The following is a 25,459-nucleotide window of genomic DNA, read 5'->3' as shown; positions in this document are numbered from 1 at the left end:
GACAGGCGATGGCGGACACGAGGCTGATCCAGAGCCGCTACCGGCTGCTCGATCTGATCGGGCGCGGGGGCATGGGTGAGGTGTGGCGGGCGCGGGACGAGGCGCTGGGCCGCCAGGTGGCGGTCAAGTGCCTGAAGCCGGTGGGGCCGCAGCACGACAAGGACTTCACCCGCATCCTGCGCGAGCGGTTCCGCCGCGAGGCTCGGGTGGCCGCCGCGCTCCAGCACCGGGGTGTCACCGTCGTACACGACTTCGGCGAGTCGGACGGCGTCCTGTATCTCGTCATGGAGCTCCTGGAGGGACGTAACCTCAGCCAGCTCCTCGAGGACAACGAGCAGAACCCGCTGCCGGTGGCCGAGGTCGTCGACATCGCGGACCAGGTCGCCGACGCCCTCGGTTACACCCACCAGCAGGGCATCGTGCACCGCGACCTCAAGCCCGCCAACATCATGCGGCTCGACGACGGAGCGGTGAAGATCTGCGACTTCGGGATAGCCAGGCTCGGCCACGACATCGGCTTCACCTCACGCCTCACCGGAAACGGGATCGCGATGGGGACCACGCACTACATGTCGCCCGAGCAGATCAGCGGCGGCGAGGTCGACCACCGCAGTGACCTGTACTCCCTGGGCTGTGTGCTGTACGAGATCGCCACCGGGGCACCGCCGTTCGACATGGACGACGCCTGGGCCGTCCTCGTCGGACACCGCGACACCGTCCCGGAGCCGCCGCGCACCCGCCGGGCCGAACTCCCCGGATTCCTGGACCGGGTCGTCCTCGATCTGCTGGCCAAGGAGCCCGGCGAGAGGCCTGCCGACGCCGGAGACCTGAGGCAGCGCATCGCCGTGGGCCGTACCGGCGAGCAGCCGGCCGGCGGAAACGGCCGCCTGGCCCCGTCACCGGTACGGGGCCTGGGCCTGGGTGCGCCGACCCGACTGCCGTCCTGGACACGCCATATGACCACCGGACCCAGGGCCGCCGGTATGGCCGCCGACCCCGGGGCGGCGGCCCTCGACCACGCGGCCGCCCTGACCGGTTCATGGACCACGGTGGCCGGATCCGGGCTCACCGGCGCTTTCCCGCACGCCGGTTCCGGCCGCCCCGTCGCGTCGCCCGCGCTGCTCGCAACCCTGGCCAGCCGTCACAGCGCCGGCCTGAACCTGGGGCGGCTCGGCCACTGGGAGGAGTCCGCCGAGGCACACCGCGCGGTCGCCACCGGACGCGAAAACGCCCTCGGCCCCGACCACCCCGACACGCTGGCCAGCAGGTACGAGGCCGGATACGCCCTCAGCCGCTCCGGACGGACCGAGGACGCGCTACGCGAGTTCGGCAGGGCCGCTGACGGCCGGGAACGTGCCCTGGGCCCCGACCACCCCGAGACCCTCGCCGCACGGCAGGAGACGGCTTACGCACTCGGCCGTCTGGGCCGGCACTTCGAGGCCCACCAGGTGTACGCGGCCGTCCTCGCCTCCCGGGAGCGGGCCACGGGACCGGACCACCCCGACACCCTGCACTGCCGTCACAACCTGGCCCTCAACCTCGGCAGGCTCGGCCGCCCGGAGGACTCGTACCGCATGGCTCGCGAGGTCGCCGACGCCCGGGGCCGGCTCCTCGGCGCGACGCACCCGGACACCCTGGTCACCCTGTACGAAGTGGCCTACACACTGGGCCTCCTGGACCGTTGGACCGAAGCCCTGCAGATCTATCGCGAGGTGGCGGACGCCCGGACCGCCACGCTGGGAACCGACCACCCCGACACCCTCTCCGCCCGCTACGAGGTGGGCATCAGCCTCGGCCGCCTGGGGCGAAGCGCCGAGGCTCTGGAGCTCTACCGGGGACTGGTCGAGGACCGTGCCCGGGTCAGCGGGGCGGCCGACCCCGAGACACTTCGTGCCCGGCACGGCCTGTGCGTCAACCTCGGCCGGCTGGAGCGCTGGGAGGAGGCGCTCGCCGAGGCCCGTGAGGTGTGCGCGATCCGGGCCCGCACGTTGGGGCCCGACCACCCCGACACGCTCGTCAGCCGCCGCGAGGTGGCCGTCGGCCTGGGCTGGCTCGGCCGCTGGGCGGAGGCCCTGACCGACTACAGGGCGGTCGCCGAAGCGCGCGAACGGGTGCTGGGCGCCGACGATCCCGACTCACTCGTTGGCCGCAACGACGAGGCGTACTGCCTGGAGCAGCTCGGTCGCGGCGCGGAGGCCGCCGAGCTCTACCGACGGGTCGCCGACCTTCGCCGGCAGCGTGGGGCACTCCCGCTCCCTGATCCAGCCTGATCCCAACGAAAGACCCTAGGCGCCCCGCGCTCGGTAGAGGTCGCGGAGCAGGGCGATCTCGGCCCCGTGGTGCAGGATCTCCTGGTTGACCCACCAGACGGTGTCGACGAAGGGATCCTCCGGGTCGCTGCCGTAGGGATACGTGCTGTGGCCGACCGTGTCGAGAACGGTGTCGTCCGCGCCGAGAAGCGCCTTACGCCACGCGTCCGCCGATGCCTCGAAGTCCGCCACCGCCCCCGCGGCGTCGCCCACGACCCGGTAGTCGTCCCGTGTCATGCCGTGGCTGCCCGTGGTGTGGTCGGCGCGAAGGGCCAGCAGCTCGCTGAGGTGGCTCAGGCGCCAGGCGAGGGTCGTGAAGGGCGGCGGCGACGGATGCGGGAACGGTGCCGTGTCCCGTCCCCACTCGCCCGAGCCCGTCAGGAGAGCAGCGCCGGGACCCGGACCCGCGCTGCGCCGCCGGACCGACCAGCAGTCCGGCACCGGTTCCCACAGATACTCCGCGTCGGTCAGGACCGAGACCTCCACGACGGTGCCGTTCCCGCTGTCCGCCGCCGGCCCAGCCATCCGCCTGGTGAGCCGCTCGCACGCCCAGTCGAACTGTTCCAGCAGCGGAATCAGACGTGCGGGGGCGTCCATGCGGTCTCCTCGGGTGTCACGGGGCGTGAAGCGGTCAGGGCGAGCAGCCTGCCACAGCCTTCACCGCACCGCCCACGGGTTTCGGGCGTCCACTCCGAGGGCGCCTGCCCTCTGTCCAGGGACGATCAGGGCGTGTTACGAAGGGGCATGCCCGCAGAACAGATGTCCTCACCCGGCACACCCTCGCGCGCCGACTACGACGCGGTCATCGTGGGCGGTGGCCACAACGGCCTGGTGGCCGCCGCCTATCTCGCCCGCGCCGGGCAGTCGGTCCTCGTCCTGGAACGTCTCGCGGGCACCGGCGGAGCGGCCGTGTCGACCCGTCCGTTCGAAGGCGTCGACGCGCGTCTCTCCCGCTACTCCTACCTGGTCTCGCTCCTCCCGACGAAGATCGTCCGCGAGCTGCGCCTCGACTTCGCCGTACGCAAGCGCACCGTGTCCTCGTACACACCCGCCGTGCGCGACGGGCGGGCGACGGGGCTGCTCGTCGGCGGTGACGGGACGCGCGCCTCCTTCGCCGCGCTCACCGGTGGCGACCGTGAGTACGACGCCTGGCAGCGCTTCTACGGGATGACCCGGAAGGTCGCCGAGCGTGTCTTCCCGACACTCACCGAACCCCTCGTCACCCGTGAAGCCCTCCGGGCCCGCGTGGACGACGAGGAGGCCTGGCGCATGCTGTTCGAGGAACCCCTCGGAGCCGCGGTGGAGGAGAACTTCGCCGACGACCTCGTACGCGGAGTCGTGCTCACCGACGCGCTCATCGGGACGTTCGCCGACGCGCACGATCCGTCCCTCCTCCAGAACCGCTGTTTCCTCTACCACGTGATCGGCAACGCGACCGGTGACTGGGACGTCCCGGTCGGAGGCATGGGCGCGCTCACCGACGCGCTGGCCGGTGCCGCTTCGGCCGCGGGTGCCGAGATCCGGGTCCTGCACGAGGCGATCCGCATCGAGACGGACGGCAACCGAGCGGAGGTCACCGTCCGCTCGCCCGGCGGGGAACACGTCGTCGCGGCACGTACGGTCCTGGTCAACGCGTCGCCGCAGGCACTCACCGAACTGCTCGGCGAGAAACCGCCACCCGCGGCCGCGGGCTCGCAGCTCAAGGTGAACATGCTGCTCACCCGGCTGCCGAGACTGCGTGACCGCTCCGTCGACCCGCGCCTCGCGTTCGCCGGGACGTTCCACGTCGCCGAGGGCTACGAGCAACTGGCCGCGGCTTACCGCGAGGCGGCATCCGGACGCCTGCCAGGTACCCCGCCCTCCGAGATCTACTGCCACTCACTGACCGATCCCTCGATCCTCGGCCCCGATCTCGCGGCCCGTGGCTACCAGACCCTGACACTCTTCGGCCTGCACACGCCCGCCCGGCTCTTCGAGGCGGACAACGAAGCGACGCGCGCCGCCCTGCTCGACGCGACCCTGGCCGAACTCGACGTCCACCTCGACGAGCCGATCGCCGACTGCCTGGCCGTCGACGCGACGGGGAAGCCGTGCATCGAGGCGAAGACACCGCTCGACCTGGAGCGCGAACTGGGGCTGCCCGGCGGCCACATCTTCCACCGGGGCCTCTCATTCCCGTACGCCGACGGCGCGACCGGACCCTGGGGCGTGGAAACCGCGCACGCCAACGTCCTGCTGTGCGGCGCCGGCGCGGTGCGCGGTGGCGGGGTCAGCGGGGTGCCAGGCCACAACGCGGCCATGGCGGTGCTGGGCCGGTGAACCGCCGTATACGCCGCACCGGTCCGTTCAGGGAGCGATGCGGACGCCGGCGGCGGGTACCGGCCGTGACGTACGACCCACCGGCCGACCGGCGAGCGGGCGGCGAGGGCCGCCTCCGGGCAGTCCGTGCTCGCAGCCGAGGTGCTCGCTCAGCCGCCGACGAGTGAGAAGCCGAGTACGACGCCCGCCGACACCGTCACCTTGCCGGGCGTCAGATCACCTTCGCCGCTGCCGTCGTCGTGGCTGCTGTGACTGCGGCAGTTCTGCACCTGCTCGGCGTCCACATCCTTGATGTGGACGACGGGACCGAGGCGCGCTCCCGCCGCCTCCGCGTAAAGGGCGGCCTTCTCCCGCGCAGCGGCCACGGCCGCCTCTCGGGCCCTGGCGCGAAGTTCCTTCTTCGTGCGCACGTCGAACTCGACGCCCTTGACTTCGTTGGCCCCGGCCTCGACGACCTTGATGAGGACGGTCTCCAGCGCGTCGAGGTCGCCGAGTTCGATCACGAAGGAGGCGGTGCACTCGTAGCCCAGGAACGTACGCTCGCTGCTGTAGGTACACGGTGGCCGCGCAGGACCTCCCGGATCCGGTTCACCCCGCTCCGCGTGGCCGCGAAGGCCTCACCCGGCTTGTTCCTGGTCTGCGATATCGCCACCCGCAGGCGTGCCAGGTCGGGCGCGGCGTCCACGCTCGCCTCTCCGAACACCGACACGCCCCACGGGGCGTCTATGGACTGGGTTCCGTTCATGCCGGTCATCCAACCAGCAGGACCCGCTCAGTCAGCGGAAACGCTCCACCCGGTCGCCTCGATGCGGTCCGCATCGCCCGGCTTCCTCTCGTCGAAGAGCGTGCGGCGGCCGTCCCGCACTCTGAGCGCGTCCACGTACACACCGCGTCCGACGTACAACTGGTCGGTGGTATAACGCCAGCGAATCCGCACCTCCGTGCCGCGCCAGTCGCCCAGGTCTGCCTCCAGGGAGTGCCAGACGCGTCCTGACCACCCCGAGACCGAGCCGTCCGGGTGTGCGCTGGAGTTCCTGGGCCGCGCCCCCTGGGCCGGCACCGTGGAGAAGGGGACGGGGTGCCAGGTCGCCCCGGAGTCCGAGGAGACTTCCAGCCGCAGGGAGTCGGATGCCGGCTCGGTGTCCCACCACAGGCCGCAGCTCAGGACGGGATGCGATGAGGCGGGGCGCAGCGTGGGGAGTGTCAGTGTCGCGGTGGTGGCGCTCGCCATACCGGAGTACCACGCGGTGCCGCCCCGCGCCGGACGGACCGGCACGGCCCGAGCCATCCGGTTGGCCGTGGCCACTCGTGGTGCGCTTCCCGAGCGCCAGTTGCGCACGGGGTGCACGGAGTTGCCCAGGACGATCAGGAGCGAGTCCGTGGTCGGATCCAGGACCAGGCTCGTACCCGTGAAACCGGTGTGTCCCGCGGTGCGCGGGGTGGCCATCGCGCCCATGTACCAGTGCTGGTAGAGCTCGAAGCCCAGGCCGTGCTCGTCGCCGGGGAAGGCCGTGTTGAAGTCGGTGAACATCAGCTCCACGGATTCATCGGACAGGATCCGGGACCTGCCGTAGACGCCACCGTTGAGCAGGGTGCGGGCCAGGATCGCGAGATCCCAGGCGCAGGAGAAGACACCCGCGTGACCCGCGACGCCGCCGAGACCGTACGCGTTCTCGTCGTGGACCTCTCCCCAGACCAGCCCGCGTTCGAGACCCGACCAGGGCAGCCGGGCGTCCTCGGTGGCCGCGATCTTCGGCTTCCAGGATGCCGGCGGGTTGTACCGCGTCCGGTGCATCCCGAGCGGAGCGGTGATCTCCTCGCGGAGCAGGACGTCCTGGGTGCGACCGGTGATCTTTTCCAGGATCAGCTGGAGCGAGATGAGATTGAGATCGGAGTAGAGGTACTTGCCACCCGGCACGGACGCCAGAACCTCATCCCACAGCAGGCGGAGCTGCCCCTCCCGCGTCGGCTCCTTGTAGAGCGGGATCCAAGCCCGGAAGCCCGACGTGTGCGTGAGGAGCTGCCGCACGGTGACGTTCTGCTTGCCGCCTCCGGCGAACTCGGGGAGGTACGAGGCCACCCGCGCATCGAGTGCCAGCGCCCCACGCTCGATCTGCTGCACGGCCAGGATGGAGGTGAACAGCTTGGACACCGACGCCAGGTCGAAAACCGTGTCCTCGGCCATGGGGATCTGCTGATCCGGAGGGAACTCCACCCCGGTGTCCGTCTTCTCGTCGTACGCCGCATAGCGCACGGCCGAGCCGATCGGACGGTGCAGAGCCACGGTGCCACCGCGGCCGGCGAGCAGCACCGCGCCCGCGTACCAGGGGTGCGCGGGGGAGTCGGACAGATACTTCTCCGCGTCCGCCACCAGTCGGTCGAGCTGATCCGGCAGCAGGCCGGCCCGCGCGGCCGAGCCGCGCCGCAGAGTGGGTCGGCTCCGCCCTGATTCCATGACCGTCCCGGTTCCCGATGCCGCCCCCGGATCCTCGCCGCCCGCCGTGGGCCGCCCCGTGGCAACCGCCGGCCCCGCGGCCCCCGCCAGGGGAATCGGAGCCAGGGCGAGCGCCCCGCCCAGTGCCAGTATCCCGCCGCCCAGCCTCCGACGGCTCATTCCCCGGTCCGACACGTATCCGGCCATCCGGAACCCCTTCCCCTCACGTGCGAAAGCACCAGCGCGAAAGTAACTTTCGAAATCTCGTACGGTGATGAAACTTCCTGCCGAACCAGAGGCTACTGTCACGACCGCCGCCTGTGTCCCTGAGGGAACAAAAGAATCTGACGTGACGCCAGGTGCCGTGGCCCCTTCGCGTCACCTTCGCCCTGCTTCCTCCTCCGCCGCTCCGGCCACCGGTCCCGACGCCTGTGGTCCGTGGCCGGAGTCCCGGGCCCCGCCCCGCGTCATGGCGCACGTCGCCCGACCGCACGAGGGACGGACACCCGCAAACCGGCCTGCCGACACCGACGCGCACGGCTCTTGACCCCCGGCGTCCGGCCGCTCAGGATCACGCCATGACAGGTGTACACAGCAGCACAGTGGACGGTGTCCTCACGCGCAGCGCACGGCGCACCCCGGGGAGCACCGCGGTCAGGTACGCCGAGCGGACCTGGACCTACGCCGCGCTGGACGAGGCGGTGAGCACGGCTGCCGCGGTCCTGACGGCCGGGCACGGGCTGGTACCCGGTGACCGGGTGGCCTCGTACGCCCACAACTCGGACGCCTATCTGATCGCCTATCTGGCCTGCGCCCGAGCAGGGCTGGTACATGTGCCGGTCAATCAGAACCTCACCGGCGAAGACCTGGAGTACATCCTCGTGCAGTCAGGCAGCGCGCTCGTCCTCTCCGACCCGGCCCTCGTCCCCCGAGTCCCCGCCGGTCACCCCGTACGGGCACTGCGGGACGCCCCGGGCTCCCTGCTGGACGAACTCGACACGCCGCGCCCCTTCACCCCAGCGCGCGAACCCGGTGCCGACGATTTGGTGCAGTTGCTCTACACCTCCGGAACCACAGCCCTGCCCAAGGGCGCGATGATGACGCACGGCGCGCTGGTGCACGAGTACGTCAGTGCCGTCACAGCCCTGGACCTCAGGGGCACCGACCGGCCGATCCACTCACTGCCGCTCTACCACTCCGCACAGATGCACGTGTTCCTCCTGCCGTATCTCGCCGTTGGCGCCGAGAGCACGATCCTTGACGCCCCGGACGCCGGGCGGATCTTCGACCTGGTCGAGGCCGGGCAGGCGGACAGCCTTTTCGCGCCGCCGACGGTCTGGATCGGACTCGCCAACCATCCCGACTTCGCGATCCGCGAGCTCGGAGCCCTGCGCAAGGCGTACTACGGCGCCTCGGTCATGCCCGTGCCCGTGCTGGAGCGCTTGCGCGAACGGCTGCCGGAGCTGGCGTTCTACAACTGCTTCGGGCAGAGCGAGATCGGACCCCTCGCCACCGTCCTGGGGCCTGACGAACACGAGGGCCGGATGGACTCGTGCGGGCGACCCGTGCTCTTCGTCGAGGCGCGGCTGGTCGACGAGCACGGCAAGGAGGTTCCGGACGGGGAGGCGGGTGAAGTGGTCTACCGCTCCCCGCAGCTGTGCCAGGGCTACTGGGACAAGCCGGAGGAGAGCGCCGAGGCCTTCCGTGACGGCTGGTTCCACTCCGGAGATCTCGCGGTGCGCGACGCGGAGGGCTACTTCACGGTCGTCGACCGGTTGAAGGACGTCATCAACTCAGGAGGGGTGCTCGTCGCGTCCCGGCAGGTGGAGGATGTCCTCTACACCCATCCAGCTGTGGCGGAGGCCGCCGTGGTCGGGCTGCCGGATCCGCGCTGGATCGAGGCCGTCACGGCCGTCGTCGTCCTCCGCGGGGAGGCGTCGGAGACCGAGCTGATCGATCACGCCCGTGAGCGGCTCGCACATTTCAAGGCCCCGAAGCGCGTGCTGTTCGTCGACGAACTCCCGCGCAACGCCAGCGGGAAGATCCTCAAGAGAGAACTGCGGGGCCGGTTCTCCGAGACGGGCGCCTGACGCCAGGTCGGCGTGCGGTCCCACCGCCTTAGCCCGTTCGCCGTCGCAGGCATGACTGCTCCTCAGCTTCCGGCCCGGATCGGATGACCTGCGCAAACGAACGCCTGGAGGAAGGACCCCGGGTCCGGCTGGGTGACACACCTGGTGGTGCCACGTGTTGCGGCGGTGACGGGGTGTCGGTTGCCTCGGACGTGGGGCACAGCAGAGGCGCCGCGCAGTCCGGCCGGACCCTGCTCCCGTTGGAGGATCCTCATGTGCAACACACGCATCGGTGCGGGTATCTGTCTGGCCGTGGGTTCCCTTGCCCTCGCGGCCCCCGTGGCGGAGGCGGCGGACCCGGCCGGTGAACAGACCATCCGCATCAGCCCGGCGCACGCCTCGCCGGGCGCACAGGTCACCGTCAGCACCAGAGCCTGCGGCAAGGAGACCTACGGCAAGGGGACGTCGGAGGCGGGTGGCGCCTTCCATCTCTTCGAGGGCGACCGCAAGGGAGTGCTCGTCGGCGTGTTCGAGATCCCGCGGGGCACCGTGCCGGGGACGGACACCGTGACCGTGAAGTGCCCTCCGCGGATCAAGATCACGGACACCTACCGGATCACCGACCGCGCGCCCAGCGGGGGCGTGGACGCGGGCTTCGGGGCCCCCACCGACACGAGCACACAGCTCGCCCTGGGGAGCGTGCTGCTCGCCGGGGCCGCGGCCGGGGGAGTGGTGAGGATGCGCCGCAGGGCCGTCGCACGCGGCTGACCCCCCCCGCGCGGCTCCCGTCCGCAGGCCCTGGATCTTCCCGGCTCCAGGGCCCGGGGACTCCCACCTACCCCGTGAAGCAGAGGCACACGATGAAGACCGTGCCCACGAGCAGCCTGACGCCCCAGTCGTTCCCGGCGGTGAAACACCTCGTCTGGGCACTGGCGGTGGGGACCGTGCTGGTGATCACCGGACTGCGCGAGGACAGGCCGCCGCAACCCCCGGCCGTCGCCGCGGCCCCCGCGCCGCCTGCGGCTCCGGCCCCGGCGAGCAGCCCGGTTCGTCCCGCGCGGGCCGGGCCCGCGCTGACGTACACAGCGGCCGAACGCCCCGAGCCCCGGCGTCCTGCCCTCGTCCGTCTGCCTACGGCGCCGCCGGCACTCGTCCCCCGGCCGCCGGTCCGTCCGGCACCGCTGCTTTCGGCGAGGGGATTCCCCGTACCGGCCGGACCCACACCAAGACGGTGGGACGGTGCCCCATCGGCCTCCAAGAGTTCCGCCCCCGGCCGAAGCACTCTTGCGACGCCGCCCTCCGTCCGGCCGCTTCCGCCCGTGACACCGGTCCGCCTGCGCATTCCGAGCCTCAAGGTGGACGCGCCCATGATGAAGTTGGGTCTCGACGCTTCCGGAGCCCTGAAGCCCCCGCCCGACAACAATCCGGTGCTCGCGGGGTGGTACGCCGGGGGCACGGTTCCGGGTTCCGTGGGTACCGCGGTCACGGCCGGACACGTGGACACCCGTCTCGGCCCCGGAGTCTTCCAACTGCTGGGACTACTGCGCAGAGGTGCGACTGTGGAGATCATCCGGGAGGACCTGAGTACCGCGGTGTTCACCGTCTATGCCGTGGAGACTTACGGCAAGAAGGACTTCCCCGACAACAAGGTCTACGGATCCTCGACCCGGCCCGAGCTACGGGTGATCACCTGCGGGGGCGATTACAACAAGAAGTCCGGCTACCAGGACAACGTCGTGGTCTTCGCGTCCCTGACCGACTCACGCTGACCGCCTGACCGCCTGACCGCCTGACCGCCTGACCGCTGAGGGGCTCCCCGCCGACGTCGCTCCCTCCGGGCACTCACCGATCACGGTCCCGCGGGACGAGGCGTCCCCGGGTGCCTCCTCAGTCCTCCTCCCGGAGGTCGACGATCCGCCTGATCTTGCCCATCGACCGCTCGAGCGTCTCGGGGTCGACGATCTCCACCTCGACGCTCACGCCGATCCCGTCCTTCACCGCGGCCCCTATCGTCCGCGCAGCCGACGCGCGGTCGTCCATGCTGGCACCCGACCGTGCCTCGGCCCGCACGGTCAGGGCGTCCAGGCGTCCCTGGCGAGTCAGTCTCAGCTGGAAGTGAGGGGCCACTCCCGGCGTCCGGAGCACGATCTCCTCGATCTGGGTCGGGAAGAGATTCACCCCACGCAGAATCACCATGTCGTCGCTGCGCCCCGTGACCTTCTCCATGCGCCGGAAGGCGCGTGCGGTACCCGGGAGCAGGCGCGTCAGGTCGCGGGTCCGGTAACGGATCACCGGCATGGCCTCCTTCGTGAGTGAGGTGAATACCAACTCGCCCTCCTCCCCGTCCGGCAGGACCTCGCCCGTGAACGGGTCGACGACCTCCGGATAGAAGTGGTCCTCCCAGATGTGCAGACCGTCCTTCGTCTCGACACATTCCTGGGCCACGCCCGGCCCCATCACCTCCGAGAGCCCGTAAATGTCGACCGCGTCGATGGCGAACCGCTCCTCGATCTCCCCGCGCATCTGCTCGGTCCACGGCTCGGCGCCGAAGATGCCGACCTTCAGGGACGTGGAGCGCGGATCGACGCCCTGGCGCTCGAACTCGTCCAGGAGTGTGAGCATGTAGGAGGGCGTGATCATGATGATCTCGGGCCGGAAGTCCTGGATGAGCTGGACCTGGCGCGCAGTCATCCCACCGGACGCGGGAATGACCGTGCAGCCGAGCCGTTCGGCACCGTAGTGGGCACCGAGGCCGCCCGTGAACAGCCCGTACCCGTAGGCCACATGGACCTTGTGCCCTGGTCGGCCGCCGGCGGCCCTGATGGAGCGGGCCACCACATCCGCCCAGGTGTCCAGGTCGCGCGCGGTGTACCCGACGACCGTCGGCCGGCCGGTCGTGCCGCTGGAGGCGTGGATCCGTCGCACCTGTTCCTCCGGGACGGCGAACATCCCGAAGGGATAGTTGTCACGCAGGTCGGCCTTGACGGTGAACGGGAAACGGGCGAGATCGGCGAGGCTGCGGCAGTCCTCGGGCCGCAGACCAGCCTTGTCGAAGGCGGCCCGGTAGAAGGCTACGTTCTCGTACGCGTGCCGCAGCGTGGCCCGCAGGCGCTCCAGCTGCAGCGCCTCGAGCTCGTCGCGGCCGAGCCGCTCCCCGGCATCCAGCAGCGCCGTCATACGGATCATCCTCCCGCCGACAGACGACCGACCATTCGGTCGTTCCCTGGGAGCAGTAATTCAGGACGTGAGGCCTTCTGGCAAGGGGCGGGCGCCGCCTGTGGAAAACCCCACGGGCGTCGTCTGTGGAGAACCCCCGGCCCCCGCGGCTTCGCAGCCGGAGCGTTCAGCCGGCTCAGCATGAGTCCGCCCTGCCGCCCCCGAGCCGGACTCTGGGGCGGCAGGGCGGCAGGGCCGAGGCCGACGGCCCACGGGGCCGCCGATCGTGCCGGGTCAGACCCGGTGCAGCAGTGTCGCCATGACCTCGTACAGCGTTCCCTCGGGGTCCGCCGCCGCGTTCTCGGAACGCCAGGCCACGAATCCGTCGGGGCGCACCAGCACGGCGCCCTCGGCCGAGGTGCCGTGGGAGGCCGCCCAGTCGGCCCCCTCTTCGGACACGAGGTCCGCACCCGGGCCGGAACCGATGCCGAAGGCGTCCAGACGGACGCCCAGGCGCTTCGCCACCCCGGCGGCGGCCGCACGCCAGCCCTGGTGCCGGGCGTCGCAGAGCAGGACGAACGCCTGCTCGTAGAGGTCCAGGGTCGACACGCGCTCCCCGTCACGGCCGAGCCACATGTGCGGGGCGCGTGAGCCCGGCTCACCCGTCAGACCCATCCCCTCGGGCACCACAGGGGCAGCGGGGTCGCAGCCCAGGACGGCCCCCCGCGGATAGCGGTACCCGAGCGCGACCGCGAGCATGCCGCCGCCCTTGCGGCCGCCACCACCGGGGCCCGGCGATCCGGCGTACCCCGGGTGGCTGTGCTCGCTCGAACGGGCCGAGGCGCGGGCACTCGTGGCCTTGGCCACGGGAAGCCGCTCTGCCTCGTACGTCTCCAGAAGCTCCGGCTCCGCCGCGCCGTCGATCACGGCGGCCAGCTTCCACGCCAGGTTGTGCGCGTCCTGGATCCCGGTGTTGGAGCCGAAGGCCCCGGTGGGGGACATCTCGTGGGCGGAGTCACCGGCGAGGAAGACCCTGCCGGAGCCGTAGCGCTCGGCCACCCGTTCCGCCGCGTGCCACGGGGCCTTGCCCGTGATCTCGATGTCGAGATCCGGTGCTCCGACCGCGAGGCGGATGTGTTCCGCGCACCTCTCGTCGGTGAAGTCCTCCAGAGTCTCGCCCCGGTCGGGCTGCCACGGCGCGTGGAAGACCCAGCGTTCCTCGTTGTCCACCGGGAGGAGCGCCCCGTCAGCCTTCGGGTTGGTCAGGTAGCAGACGATGAAGCGCCGGTCACCCACCACCGCGGCGAGGCGCCGGGAGCGGAAGGTGATGCTCACGTTGTGGAAGAGGTCGCCAGGACCCGTCTGGCCGATGCCCAGCTGCTCCCGGATCGGGCTGCGGGGGCCGTCGGCCGCCACGAGGTAGTCCGCGCGCACCGTGCTGTGCACCCCGGTCTCCCGGTCCTTCACGACGGCGGTGACCCCGTCCGCGTCCTGCTCGAAGCTGATCAGCTCGGTGGAGAACCGCAGCTCGCTGCCCTGCGCCCTCGCGTGGTCGACCAGGACGGGTTCCAGGTCGTTCTGGCTGCACAGGCACCAGCCGCTGGGGCTGAACCTGGCGAGCCCGCCGCCCGGGTCGATCTCCTTGAACAGCCATTCCTGGTCGTCCCCGGTGAGCGAGCCGGCCTGCAGGATGCCATGGTTCTCCGCCAGCACGGATGCGGCGTCCCGGATCAGCTGTTCCGCACCCGCGGTGCGGAACACCTCCATGGTGCGGACGTTGTTGCCACGCCCGCGGGGGTGGGTCGAGGTGCTGCGGTGCTTCTCCACCAGCAGGTGGCGGATGCCGAGCCGGCTCAGGAAGAGGGACGTGGACAGGCCCACCAGGGACCCACCGACGACAAGGACCGGTACGCGATGGTCGACGTTCTCATTCATTTGTTGCTCCAGCTCGGACGCACTACGGATGCAGTGTCCATGCCCTCGCGGGAGGGGTTCGGCCGGGCTTCCGACGGTGCCTCACCTGAACGGTTCATAAATCTCGCGCCACCCGCACTCGCGTTCCACGATCAGTCGCGGGAGCGATGTCCGCGATGCGGTGGCGTTGCCACGCGTCAGTGGGCAGGGCCTGCGCCGCTTCCACCGATACCGCCTGATGACGAGGGGCCACGTGACGTGGCCGCCGTACCGTCTCGAAGGAGAACGAAAGATGACAGCCCTCTCGGAACGTATATCTCAGTCCGCCTTCGACGGTTCGAGGCTCCGGGTCATACTGCTGCTGGACCTGCACGACGGCGCCCAGAACCAGTTCCTCGAGGCGTACGAGCACATGCGCAACCAGGTGGCCTCGATCCCCGGACACATCAGCGACCAGCTGTGCCAGTCCATCGAGAACCCTTCGCAGTGGCTCATCACCAGTGAGTGGGAGAGCGCACCGCCGTTCCTCGCCTGGGTCAACAGTGAGGAGCACGTCGCGACGGTGCAGCCGCTGCACAGCTGCGTGCGTGACACCCGATCCCTTCGTTTCAGCGTCCTGCGGGAGACCGGTGCGGCTTTCGAGGGCACCTCTGAGCCCGTCAAGAGCCGCCTCCAGTCCGCGCCGCGCCTCGGTGACGGCGTCGTGCGCCACGCACTGACGTTCACGGTCAAGCCGGGCACGGAGGAGATGGTCGCGAAGATCCTCGCCGACTACGACTCCCCGCAGGCACGCGTGGACGAGAACACCCGACTGCGCCGTACCTCGCTCTTCATGCACGGCAACCGTGTCGTGCGGGCCGTCGAGGTGGAGGGCGACCTGATGGCCGCCCTGCGCCACGTCTCACGGCAGCCCGAGGTCAGGGCCGTGGAAGAGGCCATCAACCCGTATCTGGAGCAGGACCGCGACCTGAGCGACCCCGACTCCGCCCGTATGTTCTTCACCCGGGCGGCGCTCCCGACCGTCCACCATGTGACGGCCGGCCGCCACTCCTCGGCCGAGGTCGAGCGGCACGCGCTGTTCTACCAGGCCAAGGAAGGCTGCGGCATGGCCCTGGCCCGGCTGCTCGCCGGCCAGGACGAGGAGGCGGCGGACGACGTCGCGAGCCCCATCGAGAGCAGCACCATCTTCCAGCGCGACGACATCGTGGTGCGGCTCCTCGAGGTGAGCGGCCCGCTCGGCGCGCACCCGACGCAGGCGCTCGGCATCGGTGGTCACCGCAAGGCGGCCATGCTCGGCCGGCTGCTGGACGGCGGTGCGAACGGCATGCCGACGACCGACCAGGAGGCCGCCCGCTTCCTCGCGCAGGCCGAGATGAACCTGATCACCGACCGTCGGGCCACCGGTTCCTGACGCGTTACCAGCGACCGGGAGCACCCCGATCCGCCGACCACCGCACAACGTGCCTGGAGGAGACCAGCCATGACCACCCAGCGGCCTCGCATCGTGGACCTCAGCGAGACTCAGCCCAACCGCAGGCGCGGGGGCGACCTGCGCGCTCTGCTCACACCCACGGCGGTGGGTGCCACCAGCGGCTTCATGGGGCTGGCCCTCATCGAGCCCGGTGACCGCATCGGCGAGCACTACCACCCGTACTCCGAGGAATTCGTGTTCGTCGTGGCGGGGCTCCTCGAAGTCGACCTGGACGGGGAGACGTTCGCCATGCGGCCCGACCAGGGACTGCTGATCCCGCCGCACGTCCGTCACCGGTTCCGCAACGTGGGGGACGTGGAGGCCCGCATGGTCTTCCACCTCGGCCCGCTGGCCCCGCGCCCGGAACTCGGGCACGTGGACACCGAGGTCACGGAGACTGCCGAGCGCGGAGCCCCGCCGGAACGAACGGGGGCCGCCTCATGACACGGCGCGTCGCGGTAACCGGGGTCGGCGTCGTCGCACCCGGCGGCATCGGGGCGCCGGCGTTCTGGGACCTGCTCGCCAACGGCCGTACGGCCACACGCGGCATCACCCTGTTCGACCCGTCGCAGTTCCGCTCGCGCATCGCCGCCGAGTGCGACTTCGACCCCGCCGCCCACGGCCTGGACGAGCAGCTGATCGCCCGCTCGGACCGGTACATCCAGTTCGCCCTGGTCGCGGCCAGGGAAGCGCTGGGAGACGCCGGACTCGACCTGGAGAGGGAGGACCCCTGGCGCATCGGTGTCTCCCTCGGGACCGCTGTCGGCGGCACCACCAGGCTCGAGCACGACTACGTCGCCGTCAGCGGCAGCGGCGCCCGCTGGGACGTCGACCACCGGCCCGCCGGCGCTCACCTCGAAAGGGCGTTCGCGCCGAGCACCCTCGCCTCCGCGGTCGCGGAGGAGGTGGGTGCACACGGACCGGTGCAGACCGTCTCGACGGGCTGCACCTCCGGACTCGACGCGATCGGCTACGCCTTCCACTCCGTCGAGGAGGGCAGGGTCGACGTCTGCATCGCGGGCGCGTCCGACACGCCGATCACCCCCATCACGGTGGCCTGCTTCGACGCGATCAAGGCCACCTCGGCGAACAACGACGATCCGGAGCACGCCTCCAGGCCGTTCGACGCCCGCCGGGACGGGTTCGTGATGGGTGAGGGCGGAGCGGTCCTCGTACTCGAGGAGCTCGAGCACGCACGGGCCCGCGGCGCCACCGTCTACTGCGAGATATCGGGCTACGCCACCTTCGGCAACGCCTACCACATGACCGGGCTGACCAGCGAAGGCCTGGAGATGGCCGAGGCCATCAACACCGCCCTCGCGCACGCCAGGCTGGACGGCTCGCAGGTGGACTACGTCAACGCGCACGGCTCGGGCACGAAGCAGAACGACCGGCACGAGACGGCCGCGGTGAAGCGCGCTCTGGGCAACCACGCGTACAAGGTGCCGATGAGTTCGATCAAGTCGATGGTCGGCCACTCCCTGGGCGCCATCGGAGCGATCGAGATCGCCGCGTGCGTACTGGCCCTCAAGCACCAGACGGTGCCTCCGACGGCCAACTACGAGACCCCGGACCCCGAGTGCGACCTCGACTACGTACCGCGCACCGCCCGGCCCCTCAAGCTGCGCAGTGTGCTCTCGGTCGGCAGCGGCTTCGGTGGATTCCAGTCCGCCGTCGCCATGACCCGATCAGGCGGGAGGAACCCATGAGTGCCCGCACAACCCCGGCCCACCGCAGCTCCGTCATCACGGGGATCGGCGTCGTCGCCCCCAACGGGACGGGCGTCGGGGCCTTCTGGAAGCAGACCCAGGAAGGAGTCAGCGTCCTCGATCTGGTCTCCCGCGAGGGCTGCGAGAACCTCCCGCTGCGGGTAGCGGGGGAGGTCCGGGACTTCGACCCGGTCGCCTTCATCGAGGAGCGCTTCCTCGTCCAGACCGACCGCTTCACCCACTACGCCATGGCGGCCGCCGATCTCGCCCTCGACGACGCCCGGCTCGGCCGCGCCGACTACGAGGGCGCGCCGTTCAAGGTGGGCGTGGTCACCGCGGCCGGTTCCGGCGGCGGTGAGTTCGGCCAGCGTGAGCTGCAGCGGCTGTGGGGGCAGGGATCCCGCTTCGTCGGCCCCTACCAGTCCATCGCCTGGTTCTACGCGGCGAGCACCGGTCAGATCTCGATCCGGGGCGGCTTCAAGGGGCCGTGCGCCGTCGTCGCCAGCGACGAGGCCGGCGGCCTGGACGCGCTCATGCACGCGGCGCGCTCCATCCGGCGGGGCACGGACGCCGTCGTCGTCGGCGCTGCGGAGGCGCCGCTCGCACCGTACTCGGTCGTCTGCCAGCTCGGCTACGACGACCTCAGCCTGAGCGACGAACCGACCCGCGCCTACCGCCCGTTCACCTCGGACGCCTGCGGATTCGTCCCGGCCGAGGGCGGCGGCATGCTCGTGGTCGAGGAGAAGACGGCTGCCCTCGACCGCGGAGCCCGGGTCCGGGCCGAACTCGCCGGACACGCGGCCACCTTCACGGGCGCCGGCCGGTGGGATGAGTCGCGCGGAGGACTCGCCCACGCGATCGAGGGAGCGCTGCGCGAGGCGGGCTGTGCGCCGGAGGAGGTCGACGTGGTCTTCGCGGACGCGCTCGGCGTGCCCTCGGCGGACCGTGCCGAAGCCCTGGCCATCGCCGACGTCCTCGGCGCACACGGACGGCGCGTGCCTGTGACGGCCCCCAAGACCGGGATCGGCCGCGCCTACTGCGGTGCCCCTGTGCTGGACACGGCAGCCGCCGTCCTGGCCATGGAACACGGTCTGATTCCGCCGACGCCCAACGTCTTCGACGTGTGCCACGACCTCGACGTGGTCACGGGACGTGCGCGCACCGCCGAACTGCGGACAGCTCTCGTGCTGAGCCGAGGACTCATGGGATCCAACGCGGCCCTGGTGCTGCGACGTCCCACCGACACCCCCGTGTGAGAAGGAGCAGTACCGATGACCGCTCAACTGACGTACGAGGAACTGGCCGGACTCATGAAGAACGGCGCCGGCCTCACGGTCGACCCCGCCGTGATGGCCGACCGACCCGGCTCCGCCTTCGACGAGTACGGCCTCGACTCGCTCGGGCTTCTCGGCATCGTCGCCGCGCTCGAGAACCGGTACGGCCACCCCCTGCCGGTCGACGCCGACCGGTGCAAGACGCCCCGCGAGTTCCTCGACCTCGTGAACACCACCCTCGTGACAGGAGCCTGACGTGTCCGGACACACCGAGAACGAGATCACCATCGCCGCGCCTCTTGACCTCGTCTGGGACATGACGAACGATCTCGAGAACTGGCCGCAGCTGTTCAGCGAGTACGCGTCCGTCGAGGTGATGAAGCGTGAGGGGCAGAAGACGACCTTCCGCCTCACGATGCACCCCGACGACAACGGCAAGGTGTGGAGTTGGGTCTCGGAGCGCACCACGGACCGTCAGGGCCGGAACGTGCGCGCCCGGCGGGTCGAGCCCGGCCCGTTCCAGCACATGGACATCCGGTGGGAGTACTCGGAGGTCCCGGGCGGCACGCGCATGCACTGGCGGCAGGACTTCGCGATGCGCCCGGACGCGCCGGTCGACGACGCGTGGATGACCGAGAACATCAACCGCAACTCCCGCGTGCAGCTGGAACTCATCCGGGACAAGATCGAGCAGCGCGACCGGGAGCGGCGCTCCGCCTCGGTTCCTGTCAACTGACGCCCGGAAAGGCAGCCGGATGCACCACGCACTGATCGTTGCCCGGATGGCGCCCGAGTCCGCACCGGACATCGCGAAGCTGTTCGCGGCCTCCGACAACACCGACCTGCCCCACCTCGTCGGCGTCAACAGGCGCAGCCTGTTCCAGTTCGGCGATGTGTACCTGCACCTGATCGAGTCCGAGCGCCCCCCGGGACCGGAGATCGCCAAGGTGATGGAACACCCCGAGTTCAAGGCCATCAGCGACCGGCTGACCGCCTTCGTCAGTCCCTACGACCCGCAGACCTGGCGTGGTCCGAAGGACGCGATGGCACAGCAGTTCTACACGTGGCAGCGGGACGGTTCCGCCTGATGCACGCACGATCGCCCCGGGTCCGGCACCTGAGTGCCGGGCCCGGGGCGATCTTCGTCCGCCCGGGGGTCCGGGTTACGGCACGACGCACTCGAACGCGTGCAGGTACGCGTTGACCGGGTGGATCTGGCCCACCCGCAGGCCGGCGTCGGACATCCGCGTGACCAGGCTCTCCCGGGTGTGCTTCGCACCCCCGACGTTGAGCAGGAGCAGCAGGTCCATCGCCGTGGTGAACCGCATCGACGGGGTGTCGTCGACGAGGTTCTCGATGATCACCACGCGGGCGCCGGGACGCGCGGCGGAGACCACGTTGGCGAGCGTCCTGCGGGTGCTCTCGTCGTCCCATTCGAGGATGTTCTTGATGATGTAGAGATCCACCTCGAACGGGATGTCCTCGCGGCAGTCGCCGGGCACGATCCGGACGCGGTCCGCGAGCGGGCCACCGTCCCGCAGCCTGGCGTCCGCGCGCGCCACGACACCCGGCAGGTCCAGGAGCGTGCCGTGGACCGATGGGTGCTTCTCCAGCAGACTCGCGAGCACGTGGCCCTGCCCGCCGCCGATGTCGGCGACCGATGAGACCCCGGTGAGGTCGAGGAGCTCGGCGACATCCCGCGCCGACTGCACGCTGGACGTGGTCATCGCCCGGTTGAACACCTGGGCTGATTCACCGGCGTCCTGGTGGAGGTAGTCGAAGAAGCCCTTGCCGAACGTCTCGGGGAAGACGCTCTTGCCGGTGCGCACCGCGTCCTCGAGCCGCGGCCAGACCTCCCAGGTCCAGGGCTCCGTGCACCACAGGGAGATGTAACGCAGGCTGTTGGGGTCGTCCTCCCTCAGCAGCCGGGACATCTCCGTGTGGACGAACTTCCCGTCCTGGGTCTCGCTGAAGATCCCGTAGCAGCACAGCGCACGCAGCAGGCGCTGCAGCGGGATCGGCTCGGCATCCACGACGAGGGCCAGTTCGGCGGCCGACGAGGGCGTCTCGCCCAGGGCGTCGGCGATGCCCAGCCGCGCTGCCGCGCGCACGGCCGCGGCGCAGGCCGCCCCGAACGCGAGCTCGCGCAGACGCATGGACGGCGGCGGCGTCTGAGCGGCGGAGGCCGCCGGGTGCGCGGCGACGGGGGTGGTCTCGGGTGTGGGGCTCACGGTTGTCATACCGTCTCGGTCCTCCTTGTGCGGTCGTGGTCAGCTGTCATTCGGCACACATCCCGGCCGGGACGGATGTCCCGCACGTGTTGCTGACGAAGGTGTTGCCCTTGCCCGCGGTGTCGCGGTTGGCGAGGTCGGCCGGCTTGTTGCCGCGCACGAGGTTGCCGCTGATCTCGTTGTCGGTGTTCAGCGCGCCCACGAAGCTCTTGAAGAGCAGGATGCCGCCGGAGAGGGGGGTCGATCCGACGTTGTCCCGAATGACGTTGGAACGGACGATCGTGCTCTCACTGCCGGTGAGTACGATGCCTGACCCCTGGATCGCCGACAGGCGCGGGGTCGCCGGGCAGAACTTGTTGTTCTTCATGATCCGGTTACCGCTGATGGTCATCGCTCCGGCCGCGGGCTTGGACTCGTCGCCGACGACGAAGACCCCGCTGCAGTTGCCGGTCATCGTGTTGCCGTCGATCACCAGGTTCCTGACCCGGCGCGCCGTGACACCGATGCGGTTCCGGGTCACAGAGTTGTCCACGACCAGGGTCCCGCCGGTGTCGGTCGCCCCGCCCTCCTCGCTGACCGAGTTGGCGACGAAGATCCCTGCGTCACCGTTGGCGGTGGCGGTGTTGCGCCGGAAGTCGCCCCGGGTGGAGCGCTCCTGCGCGATACCCCAGGTGCCGTTCCTCGAGGCGGTCACCCTGCGGACGGAGAGCCCGTCGGTCCAGGACGCCCAGACGCCGCTCTTGCTGAACCCGGAGACGGTCAGCGCACGGATCCTGACGTCGTCGACGGTGTGCCCCTTGGTCCCGACGACGCAGATGCCGTTCCCGCCGGCCGCACACGCGTTGGCGGCCCGCGGGCCCCTGGCGGCCTCGGCGCCCTTGGTGGCCTTGGCCGGCTTCGTGGACTTCGCGGGCTTGGCGTTCTTCGCCGGCTTGGTGGCCTTGGCCGCGGGCGGCCTGATCACCGTGCGCTCGCCGGCCCCCCGCAGAGTCAGGCCCGGTGTGGTGATCAGGACGCTCTCGCGGTACGTGCCGGGCAGGAGGACGATCGTGTCGCCCGGCTCCGCGGCGTTCACCGCGCCCTGGATCGATTCGCCCGGGTGCACCACGTGATCACGGTGTCCGGACGCCGCGGTCGGGGCGGCCGCGAGGCCCAGCGCGGAGGCCGTGACGACGGTGACGGCGGCCAGGCTGTTCATGTGTCTTGTTCTCATGAGCCGAAGCTATGGGTGATCAATCGCCGTTGCCACGCATGGTGACCGTATGGATACAAGGCGTGCCTGAATGGCTTACTAGACCTGTTCGGCTCGCCACCCAACGTATTCGTGCAGCGGGTCCGCACCACTGCGGATGCCTCTCGCGACGCCTCCGGCCGGAGCGGGGGCCATGCCCGAGAGGTGCGTCGCGGGCCACCCCGCGGACTTCGACCGGCTCCTGTGATCGGCGGCATGCGAAGACAGGCCGGATCACCCTGCGCGTGCACTCCGCGCTGGACGCGGTCGGGCTCACCGCGGCCGTCGCCCTCGCGCTCACCGATGCGGGGATCAGCTGCAACGTGATCGCCGGGTTCCATCACGACCACCTGTTCGTTCCGTACGAGCGGGCGGCCGAGGCGGTCCGGGTGCTGGAAGCACTGGCGGCGGAGTCGGGCTAGGAGTGCCCGGCTCCGCAACGTGAGCCGGGACACGTAACATGGCCCCATGTCCTTCCTCCGCCGCCGCAGCGCCGCCACTCCCGCGGGCCCGGACTTCGACGTCCTGGCCATGGACCCGGGCGACTGGCCCGGCAACCTCGGCGCCGGTCTCCTGCCCGCCCCCGACGGGAGCTGTCAGGGCGTGTTCCTGCGCTACGACCTGTTCGGTGGACGCGGGCCCGCGATGATCATCGGCAACCTGCCGGAAGGATCACCGGCCCGCGAGACCGAGGAGGGGCAGGTTCCCTTCGAGGTCGCACAGCTCCTCCTCGCGCTCGAGAACGACGAGCCGGTCGAAGTCACCGGCTCCGAGGACGTGCCCGTCATGCAGGGCGACAGCCTGCTGATCGTGCGGCGGATCAAGCTCTCCGAGAGCCGGATCTCCTGCGTCCAGTTCGACCGGAGTGACGGGGTACTCGTCACCATCGCCAGCTGGGACCGTCCGATCACGGATGACCTGTACGCCCTGCTGAAGCCACTTCCGGCAGAGCTGTTCCAGCAGGGCTGAAACGTCCCTGCGCCGTCAGCAGCCGGGTCACCCGAGTTGCTGACGTCCCGAACCCCGTGGGGCCGCTGATGTGCCACGGGGTCCCGGTGCCCCGCCGCAGATCCTGCTCGCGGTAGCGCCGGCAGTCGCGGTGCCAGATGAGGATGCCCGCCATCCAGTGCTGCAGCTCCACGACATAACCCGCCAGGATCTCCCTGGCCTCGGCATCGAGACCGAAATCGTCGTACAGCACGGGGAGTTCCCGCTCGGCGACGTGCTGGAACTGGCGCATCCGCGAATTCATCAGGTCGTCCACGATCGCGACGCCGGTCGGATAGTCCACCCCGAAGAAGTTCTGCACGACCAGGACACCGTTGTGCACCTCGCCCTCGTACTCGATCTCCTTCTGGTACGAGAAGACGTCGTTCATCAGGCACGCGTAGTCGGCGGCCGCGTTCTCGAGGGACCGCATCGGGCCGCTGCGGTAGACCGCGTCCGGCACCTTCTTGCCGTGGCCAAGCCTGCACAGGCTCATGGTGAGGTCCGAACCGAACGTCGCGCGGCGCATCTCCATGTAGTCGACGGGATCGGGAATCCGGTTCTGTGCCTGGTTCGCCAGCTCCCAGAGCCAGCTCGCCGTCATCTTCTCCACGGCCTCGCGGAAGGTACGGCGCCCGCCCTCGTCCATCGGGCCGGCCGTCCTGAGCCAGAGGTCCGCGAGCCCCCGCTCCAGTGCGTTGACCGGCTCGGGCAGGGACGCACCGTCCAGCGGCATGAACATCGACAGCCGCTCGTTGGCGAGCCTCGCCCCCGCCAGATCACGCCCCCGGCCGTGCACCACCGGGAACCAGTCATCCCCGTACGTCCCCCAGGTCAGCCATCCCGACGACAGGTCCAGCTCGTCGGGGGTCGCATCGGGGTGCAACCCGGCGGCACACAGCGGCAGATCGGTCGCGACGAGTCGCTCCTCGTCCCAGATGTGCGAACCCGGCACGCCCGGCTGCGCCTCCAGCAGCCCCATCCGGTGCGACCACTCCACGATCCTGACGCGCGCGCCGTCCAGGTGCGGACTCAGTGTCGTGCTGAACGGCATGTCGAAGTCCGGCAGCAGGGACGGGCCCACGTGCTGATAGGGCACGTGCGTGTGGCTGCGCCGGCGCAGTGACTCGGCGCGGGGGGTGAGCCGGATCGAGCCTGCGGCCATCCCGAAGCCGGGCACGCTCTGTCCGGCTCCGCCGCCGTTCATGTAGCGGCTGGAGCGCATGTGCCACTCGTGGCCGCCGGACTGCCAGTCCTGGAGCCCCTTGACGTACGCGAGAACCGCCACCGTCTCGTCCGCGGTCAGCCCCTTCTCGGCACACAGGGGCCCGAGTTCGGTCAGGGCGGTGTTCTCGAACTGCTGCAGGCGTGACGTCAGCAGGTCGTTGACCGCCTCGGCCGCCTCCTGCGTGGAGCAGCCCAGGAACCGCTCCAGGACCAGTACGCCGTTGCTGTTCTCGCCCTCGTCCTCGACCTCGCGCTGGTACGAGAAGAGGTCGTTGCGCAGATGCACGCCGTCGGAGAACGCGTCGCTCAGGACCCGCAACGCACGTGCGTCGGCCACCGATGCGGGGACCTCGGCGTTCGCGGCGTACTCCACCAGCCCGGCCGACCAGGGCGCCCCGCCCACCTTGCGGCGCATCTCGATGTATTCGACAGGGTTGGCGATACGCCCCTCGTTGATGTTCGCGAGCTCCCAGAGGGACTCGTTCAGAAGGTTCTCCGTCGCCTCGGCGAACCGGGCCCGCCATGCGTCGGACATGCTCGGCACGGTCCGCGCCCACAGGTCCGCGAGGCCCGCCTCGACGGGGTTTGTCGGTTCGGGCGTCGCGGCGCCGCGACGCATCGGCATGAAGGCGGGGAGCCGGTCCAGGTACCGCTTGCCCCCCTCCCTGTCCGGCGTGCGCTTGAACAGCTCCAGGAAGTGGTCGTCGAAGAAGAAGACCCACACGTACCAGTCGGTGACGAGGGAAAGCGCCTCGGCCGAGCAGTCGGGGTGGGTGTACGCGCAGAGCAGGGCGTAGTCGTGGGACTCGAGGTCCTTCTCCTCCCAGATTCCCGAGCCCTCCAGCATCCCCATCCCGCGTGCCCACTCCCGTGTGTGGGTCCGGGCCGTCTCCAGATGTGGATTGAGACGCGCCGGGTACGGCACGTAGAAGTCCGGCAGTGTGAAGGGCTGTGCCATGTGTGCGTCCGGCCTTTCGGAGAACTCCGCGTGCTCCACGCGGATCTGTCCTGTCGGCGCCAGCACTACCCCTCGGCCATCCGGGGCACGCACGCCGGGAAATAGTCACACAAACTCAGGTGTGGTTGCACACTGCACTCTTGACTCACCAACACCTTGCGTCACAGAGT

General features: G+C 70.4%; 20 protein-coding genes and 2 pseudogenes. 14 read left to right on the top strand and 8 right to left on the bottom strand.

Annotated features, from left to right (window positions below; genetic code table 11):
* Positions 1-8 precede the first annotated feature (8 nt).
* Positions 9-2,270 carry a tetratricopeptide repeat protein gene (locus tag ACFU5K_RS20265; protein WP_384063482.1) on the top strand — a complete coding sequence of 754 codons (2,262 nt, stop codon included), beginning with the start codon at positions 9-11 and terminating at the stop codon, positions 2,268-2,270.
* A 15-nt stretch (positions 2,271-2,285) separates the two neighbouring features.
* On the opposite strand, the gene ACFU5K_RS20260 is transcribed toward ACFU5K_RS20265, so the two are convergent.
* On the bottom strand, positions 2,286-2,906 hold the full coding sequence (locus ACFU5K_RS20260) for a DinB family protein (RefSeq protein ID WP_384063456.1): 621 nt from the start codon (positions 2,904-2,906) through the stop codon (positions 2,286-2,288).
* Positions 2,907-3,053: 147 nt separating this feature from the next.
* Between ACFU5K_RS20260 and ACFU5K_RS20255 the strand changes: the two genes are divergently transcribed.
* Complete coding sequence (locus ACFU5K_RS20255) at positions 3,054-4,628, top strand: phytoene desaturase family protein (RefSeq protein ID WP_384063453.1); 1,575 nt, start codon at positions 3,054-3,056, stop codon at positions 4,626-4,628.
* A gap of 149 nt (positions 4,629-4,777) precedes the next feature.
* On the opposite strand, the pseudogene ACFU5K_RS20250 reads toward ACFU5K_RS20255, so the two are convergent.
* Positions 4,778-5,382: pseudogene (locus ACFU5K_RS20250) on the bottom strand (SIMPL domain-containing protein).
* Positions 5,383-5,400: 18 nt separating this feature from the next.
* Positions 5,401-7,269 carry a serine hydrolase gene (locus ACFU5K_RS20245; protein WP_384063450.1) on the bottom strand — a complete coding sequence of 623 codons (1,869 nt, stop codon included), beginning with the start codon at positions 7,267-7,269 and terminating at the stop codon, positions 5,401-5,403.
* Positions 7,270-7,640: 371 nt separating this feature from the next.
* Here ACFU5K_RS20245 and ACFU5K_RS20240 point away from each other — a divergent pair, with 371 nt between their 5' ends.
* The 3 genes from ACFU5K_RS20240 (at position 7,641) to ACFU5K_RS20230 (ending at position 10,900) form a co-directional block, all read left to right on the top strand.
* Positions 7,641-9,152 (top strand): acyl-CoA synthetase, encoded by a 1,512-nt coding sequence (locus tag ACFU5K_RS20240; RefSeq protein WP_384063448.1) that lies wholly within the window; start codon positions 7,641-7,643, stop codon positions 9,150-9,152.
* 252 nt (positions 9,153-9,404) lie between these two features.
* Positions 9,405-9,899 carry a sortase gene (locus ACFU5K_RS20235; RefSeq protein ID WP_384063445.1) on the top strand — a complete coding sequence of 165 codons (495 nt, stop codon included), beginning with the start codon at positions 9,405-9,407 and terminating at the stop codon, positions 9,897-9,899.
* A gap of 413 nt (positions 9,900-10,312) precedes the next feature.
* On the top strand, positions 10,313-10,900 hold the full coding sequence (locus ACFU5K_RS20230) for a class F sortase (RefSeq protein WP_384063479.1): 588 nt from the start codon (positions 10,313-10,315) through the stop codon (positions 10,898-10,900).
* A gap of 118 nt (positions 10,901-11,018) precedes the next feature.
* Here ACFU5K_RS20230 and paaK read toward each other — a convergent pair whose 3' ends face one another.
* On the bottom strand, positions 11,019-12,308 hold the full coding sequence (paaK, locus tag ACFU5K_RS20225) for a phenylacetate--CoA ligase PaaK (RefSeq protein WP_384063443.1): 1,290 nt from the start codon (positions 12,306-12,308) through the stop codon (positions 11,019-11,021).
* A gap of 273 nt (positions 12,309-12,581) precedes the next feature.
* Positions 12,582-14,222, bottom strand: a complete 1,641-nt coding sequence (locus ACFU5K_RS20220; protein ID WP_384063439.1) for an FAD-dependent oxidoreductase — start codon at positions 14,220-14,222, stop codon at positions 12,582-12,584.
* A gap of 271 nt (positions 14,223-14,493) precedes the next feature.
* On the opposite strand from ACFU5K_RS20220, the gene ACFU5K_RS20215 reads away from it, so the two are divergent.
* The 7 genes from ACFU5K_RS20215 to ACFU5K_RS20185 all read left to right on the top strand — a co-directional run bounded on the left by ACFU5K_RS20215 (position 14,494) and on the right by ACFU5K_RS20185 (position 19,743).
* Positions 14,494-15,612, top strand: a complete 1,119-nt coding sequence (locus ACFU5K_RS20215) for a TcmI family type II polyketide cyclase (RefSeq protein ID WP_384063435.1) — start codon at positions 14,494-14,496, stop codon at positions 15,610-15,612.
* A gap of 69 nt (positions 15,613-15,681) precedes the next feature.
* Positions 15,682-16,116, top strand: a complete 435-nt coding sequence (locus ACFU5K_RS20210; protein ID WP_384063433.1) for a cupin domain-containing protein — start codon at positions 15,682-15,684, stop codon at positions 16,114-16,116.
* Positions 16,113-17,381 carry a beta-ketoacyl-[acyl-carrier-protein] synthase family protein gene (locus ACFU5K_RS20205; protein ID WP_384063430.1) on the top strand — a complete coding sequence of 423 codons (1,269 nt, stop codon included), beginning with the start codon at positions 16,113-16,115 and terminating at the stop codon, positions 17,379-17,381. The genes ACFU5K_RS20210 and ACFU5K_RS20205 overlap by 4 nt, the downstream gene beginning before the upstream one ends.
* Positions 17,378-18,637, top strand: coding sequence for a ketosynthase chain-length factor (locus tag ACFU5K_RS20200; RefSeq protein ID WP_384063427.1), 1,260 nt, complete (start codon positions 17,378-17,380; stop codon positions 18,635-18,637). The genes ACFU5K_RS20205 and ACFU5K_RS20200 overlap by 4 nt, the downstream gene beginning before the upstream one ends.
* A gap of 15 nt (positions 18,638-18,652) precedes the next feature.
* Positions 18,653-18,910, top strand: coding sequence for an acyl carrier protein (locus ACFU5K_RS20195; protein ID WP_384063425.1), 258 nt, complete (start codon positions 18,653-18,655; stop codon positions 18,908-18,910).
* A 1-nt stretch (position 18,911) separates the two neighbouring features.
* Positions 18,912-19,391: an SRPBCC family protein gene (locus ACFU5K_RS20190; protein WP_384063422.1), complete on the top strand. Its 480-nt coding sequence runs from the start codon at positions 18,912-18,914 to the stop codon at positions 19,389-19,391.
* A 19-nt stretch (positions 19,392-19,410) separates the two neighbouring features.
* Positions 19,411-19,743 carry a TcmI family type II polyketide cyclase gene (locus ACFU5K_RS20185; RefSeq protein WP_384063420.1) on the top strand — a complete coding sequence of 111 codons (333 nt, stop codon included), beginning with the start codon at positions 19,411-19,413 and terminating at the stop codon, positions 19,741-19,743.
* 75 nt (positions 19,744-19,818) lie between these two features.
* Here ACFU5K_RS20185 and ACFU5K_RS20180 read toward each other — a convergent pair whose 3' ends face one another.
* The gene (locus tag ACFU5K_RS20180; RefSeq protein ID WP_384063418.1) at positions 19,819-20,895 is read right to left on the bottom strand and encodes a methyltransferase; all 1,077 of its coding nucleotides are present in this window, start codon (positions 20,893-20,895) and stop codon (positions 19,819-19,821) included.
* Positions 20,896-20,932: 37 nt separating this feature from the next.
* Entirely contained in the window at positions 20,933-22,099 is a 1,167-nt protein-coding gene (locus ACFU5K_RS20175) for a nitrous oxide reductase family maturation protein NosD (RefSeq protein ID WP_384063415.1), read from the bottom strand.
* 245 nt (positions 22,100-22,344) lie between these two features.
* On the opposite strand from ACFU5K_RS20175, the pseudogene ACFU5K_RS20170 reads away from it, so the two are divergent.
* Positions 22,345-22,539, top strand: a pseudogene (locus ACFU5K_RS20170) (ACT domain-containing protein); the annotation flags it as partial.
* Between the two features lie 46 nt (positions 22,540-22,585).
* Positions 22,586-23,086, top strand: coding sequence for a hypothetical protein (locus ACFU5K_RS20165; RefSeq protein ID WP_203184308.1), 501 nt, complete (start codon positions 22,586-22,588; stop codon positions 23,084-23,086).
* Here ACFU5K_RS20165 and ACFU5K_RS20160 read toward each other — a convergent pair.
* The gene (locus tag ACFU5K_RS20160) at positions 23,025-25,289 is read right to left on the bottom strand and encodes a germacradienol/geosmin synthase (protein WP_384063412.1); all 2,265 of its coding nucleotides are present in this window, start codon (positions 25,287-25,289) and stop codon (positions 23,025-23,027) included. The genes ACFU5K_RS20165 and ACFU5K_RS20160 overlap by 62 nt on opposite strands.
* Positions 25,290-25,459 lie beyond the last annotated feature (170 nt).

The organism is Streptomyces sp. NPDC057428, from assembly GCF_042803195.1.
GTDB lineage: Bacteria > Actinomycetota > Actinomycetes > Streptomycetales > Streptomycetaceae > Streptomyces.
The sequence above is the reverse complement of the archived record's forward strand: the minus strand, read 5'-3'. Positions and strand labels throughout refer to the sequence as shown.

Coding starts and splice junctions, on each gene's coding strand:
- ACFU5K_RS20200 (WP_384063427.1), top strand. CDS start 17,378: ATGAGTGCCCGCACAACCCCGGCCCACCGCAGCTCCGTCATCACGGGG.
- ACFU5K_RS20195 (WP_384063425.1), top strand. CDS start 18,653: ATGACCGCTCAACTGACGTACGAGGAACTGGCCGGACTCATGAAGAAC.
- ACFU5K_RS20215 (WP_384063435.1), top strand. CDS start 14,494: ATGACAGCCCTCTCGGAACGTATATCTCAGTCCGCCTTCGACGGTTCG.
- ACFU5K_RS20255 (WP_384063453.1), top strand. CDS start 3,054: ATGCCCGCAGAACAGATGTCCTCACCCGGCACACCCTCGCGCGCCGAC.
- ACFU5K_RS20240 (WP_384063448.1), top strand. CDS start 7,641: ATGACAGGTGTACACAGCAGCACAGTGGACGGTGTCCTCACGCGCAGC.
- ACFU5K_RS20235 (WP_384063445.1), top strand. CDS start 9,405: ATGTGCAACACACGCATCGGTGCGGGTATCTGTCTGGCCGTGGGTTCC.
- ACFU5K_RS20260 (WP_384063456.1), bottom strand. CDS start 2,906: ATGGACGCCCCCGCACGTCTGATTCCGCTGCTGGAACAGTTCGACTGG.
- ACFU5K_RS20175 (WP_384063415.1), bottom strand. CDS start 22,099: ATGAGAACAAGACACATGAACAGCCTGGCCGCCGTCACCGTCGTCACG.
- paaK (WP_384063443.1), bottom strand. CDS start 12,308: ATGACGGCGCTGCTGGATGCCGGGGAGCGGCTCGGCCGCGACGAGCTC.
- ACFU5K_RS20185 (WP_384063420.1), top strand. CDS start 19,411: ATGCACCACGCACTGATCGTTGCCCGGATGGCGCCCGAGTCCGCACCG.
- ACFU5K_RS20245 (WP_384063450.1), bottom strand. CDS start 7,269: ATGGCCGGATACGTGTCGGACCGGGGAATGAGCCGTCGGAGGCTGGGC.
- ACFU5K_RS20180 (WP_384063418.1), bottom strand. CDS start 20,895: ATGACAACCGTGAGCCCCACACCCGAGACCACCCCCGTCGCCGCGCAC.
- ACFU5K_RS20165 (WP_203184308.1), top strand. CDS start 22,586: ATGTCCTTCCTCCGCCGCCGCAGCGCCGCCACTCCCGCGGGCCCGGAC.
- ACFU5K_RS20205 (WP_384063430.1), top strand. CDS start 16,113: ATGACACGGCGCGTCGCGGTAACCGGGGTCGGCGTCGTCGCACCCGGC.
- ACFU5K_RS20210 (WP_384063433.1), top strand. CDS start 15,682: ATGACCACCCAGCGGCCTCGCATCGTGGACCTCAGCGAGACTCAGCCC.
- ACFU5K_RS20265 (WP_384063482.1), top strand. CDS start 9: ATGGCGGACACGAGGCTGATCCAGAGCCGCTACCGGCTGCTCGATCTG.
- ACFU5K_RS20220 (WP_384063439.1), bottom strand. CDS start 14,222: ATGAATGAGAACGTCGACCATCGCGTACCGGTCCTTGTCGTCGGTGGG.
- ACFU5K_RS20160 (WP_384063412.1), bottom strand. CDS start 25,289: ATGGCACAGCCCTTCACACTGCCGGACTTCTACGTGCCGTACCCGGCG.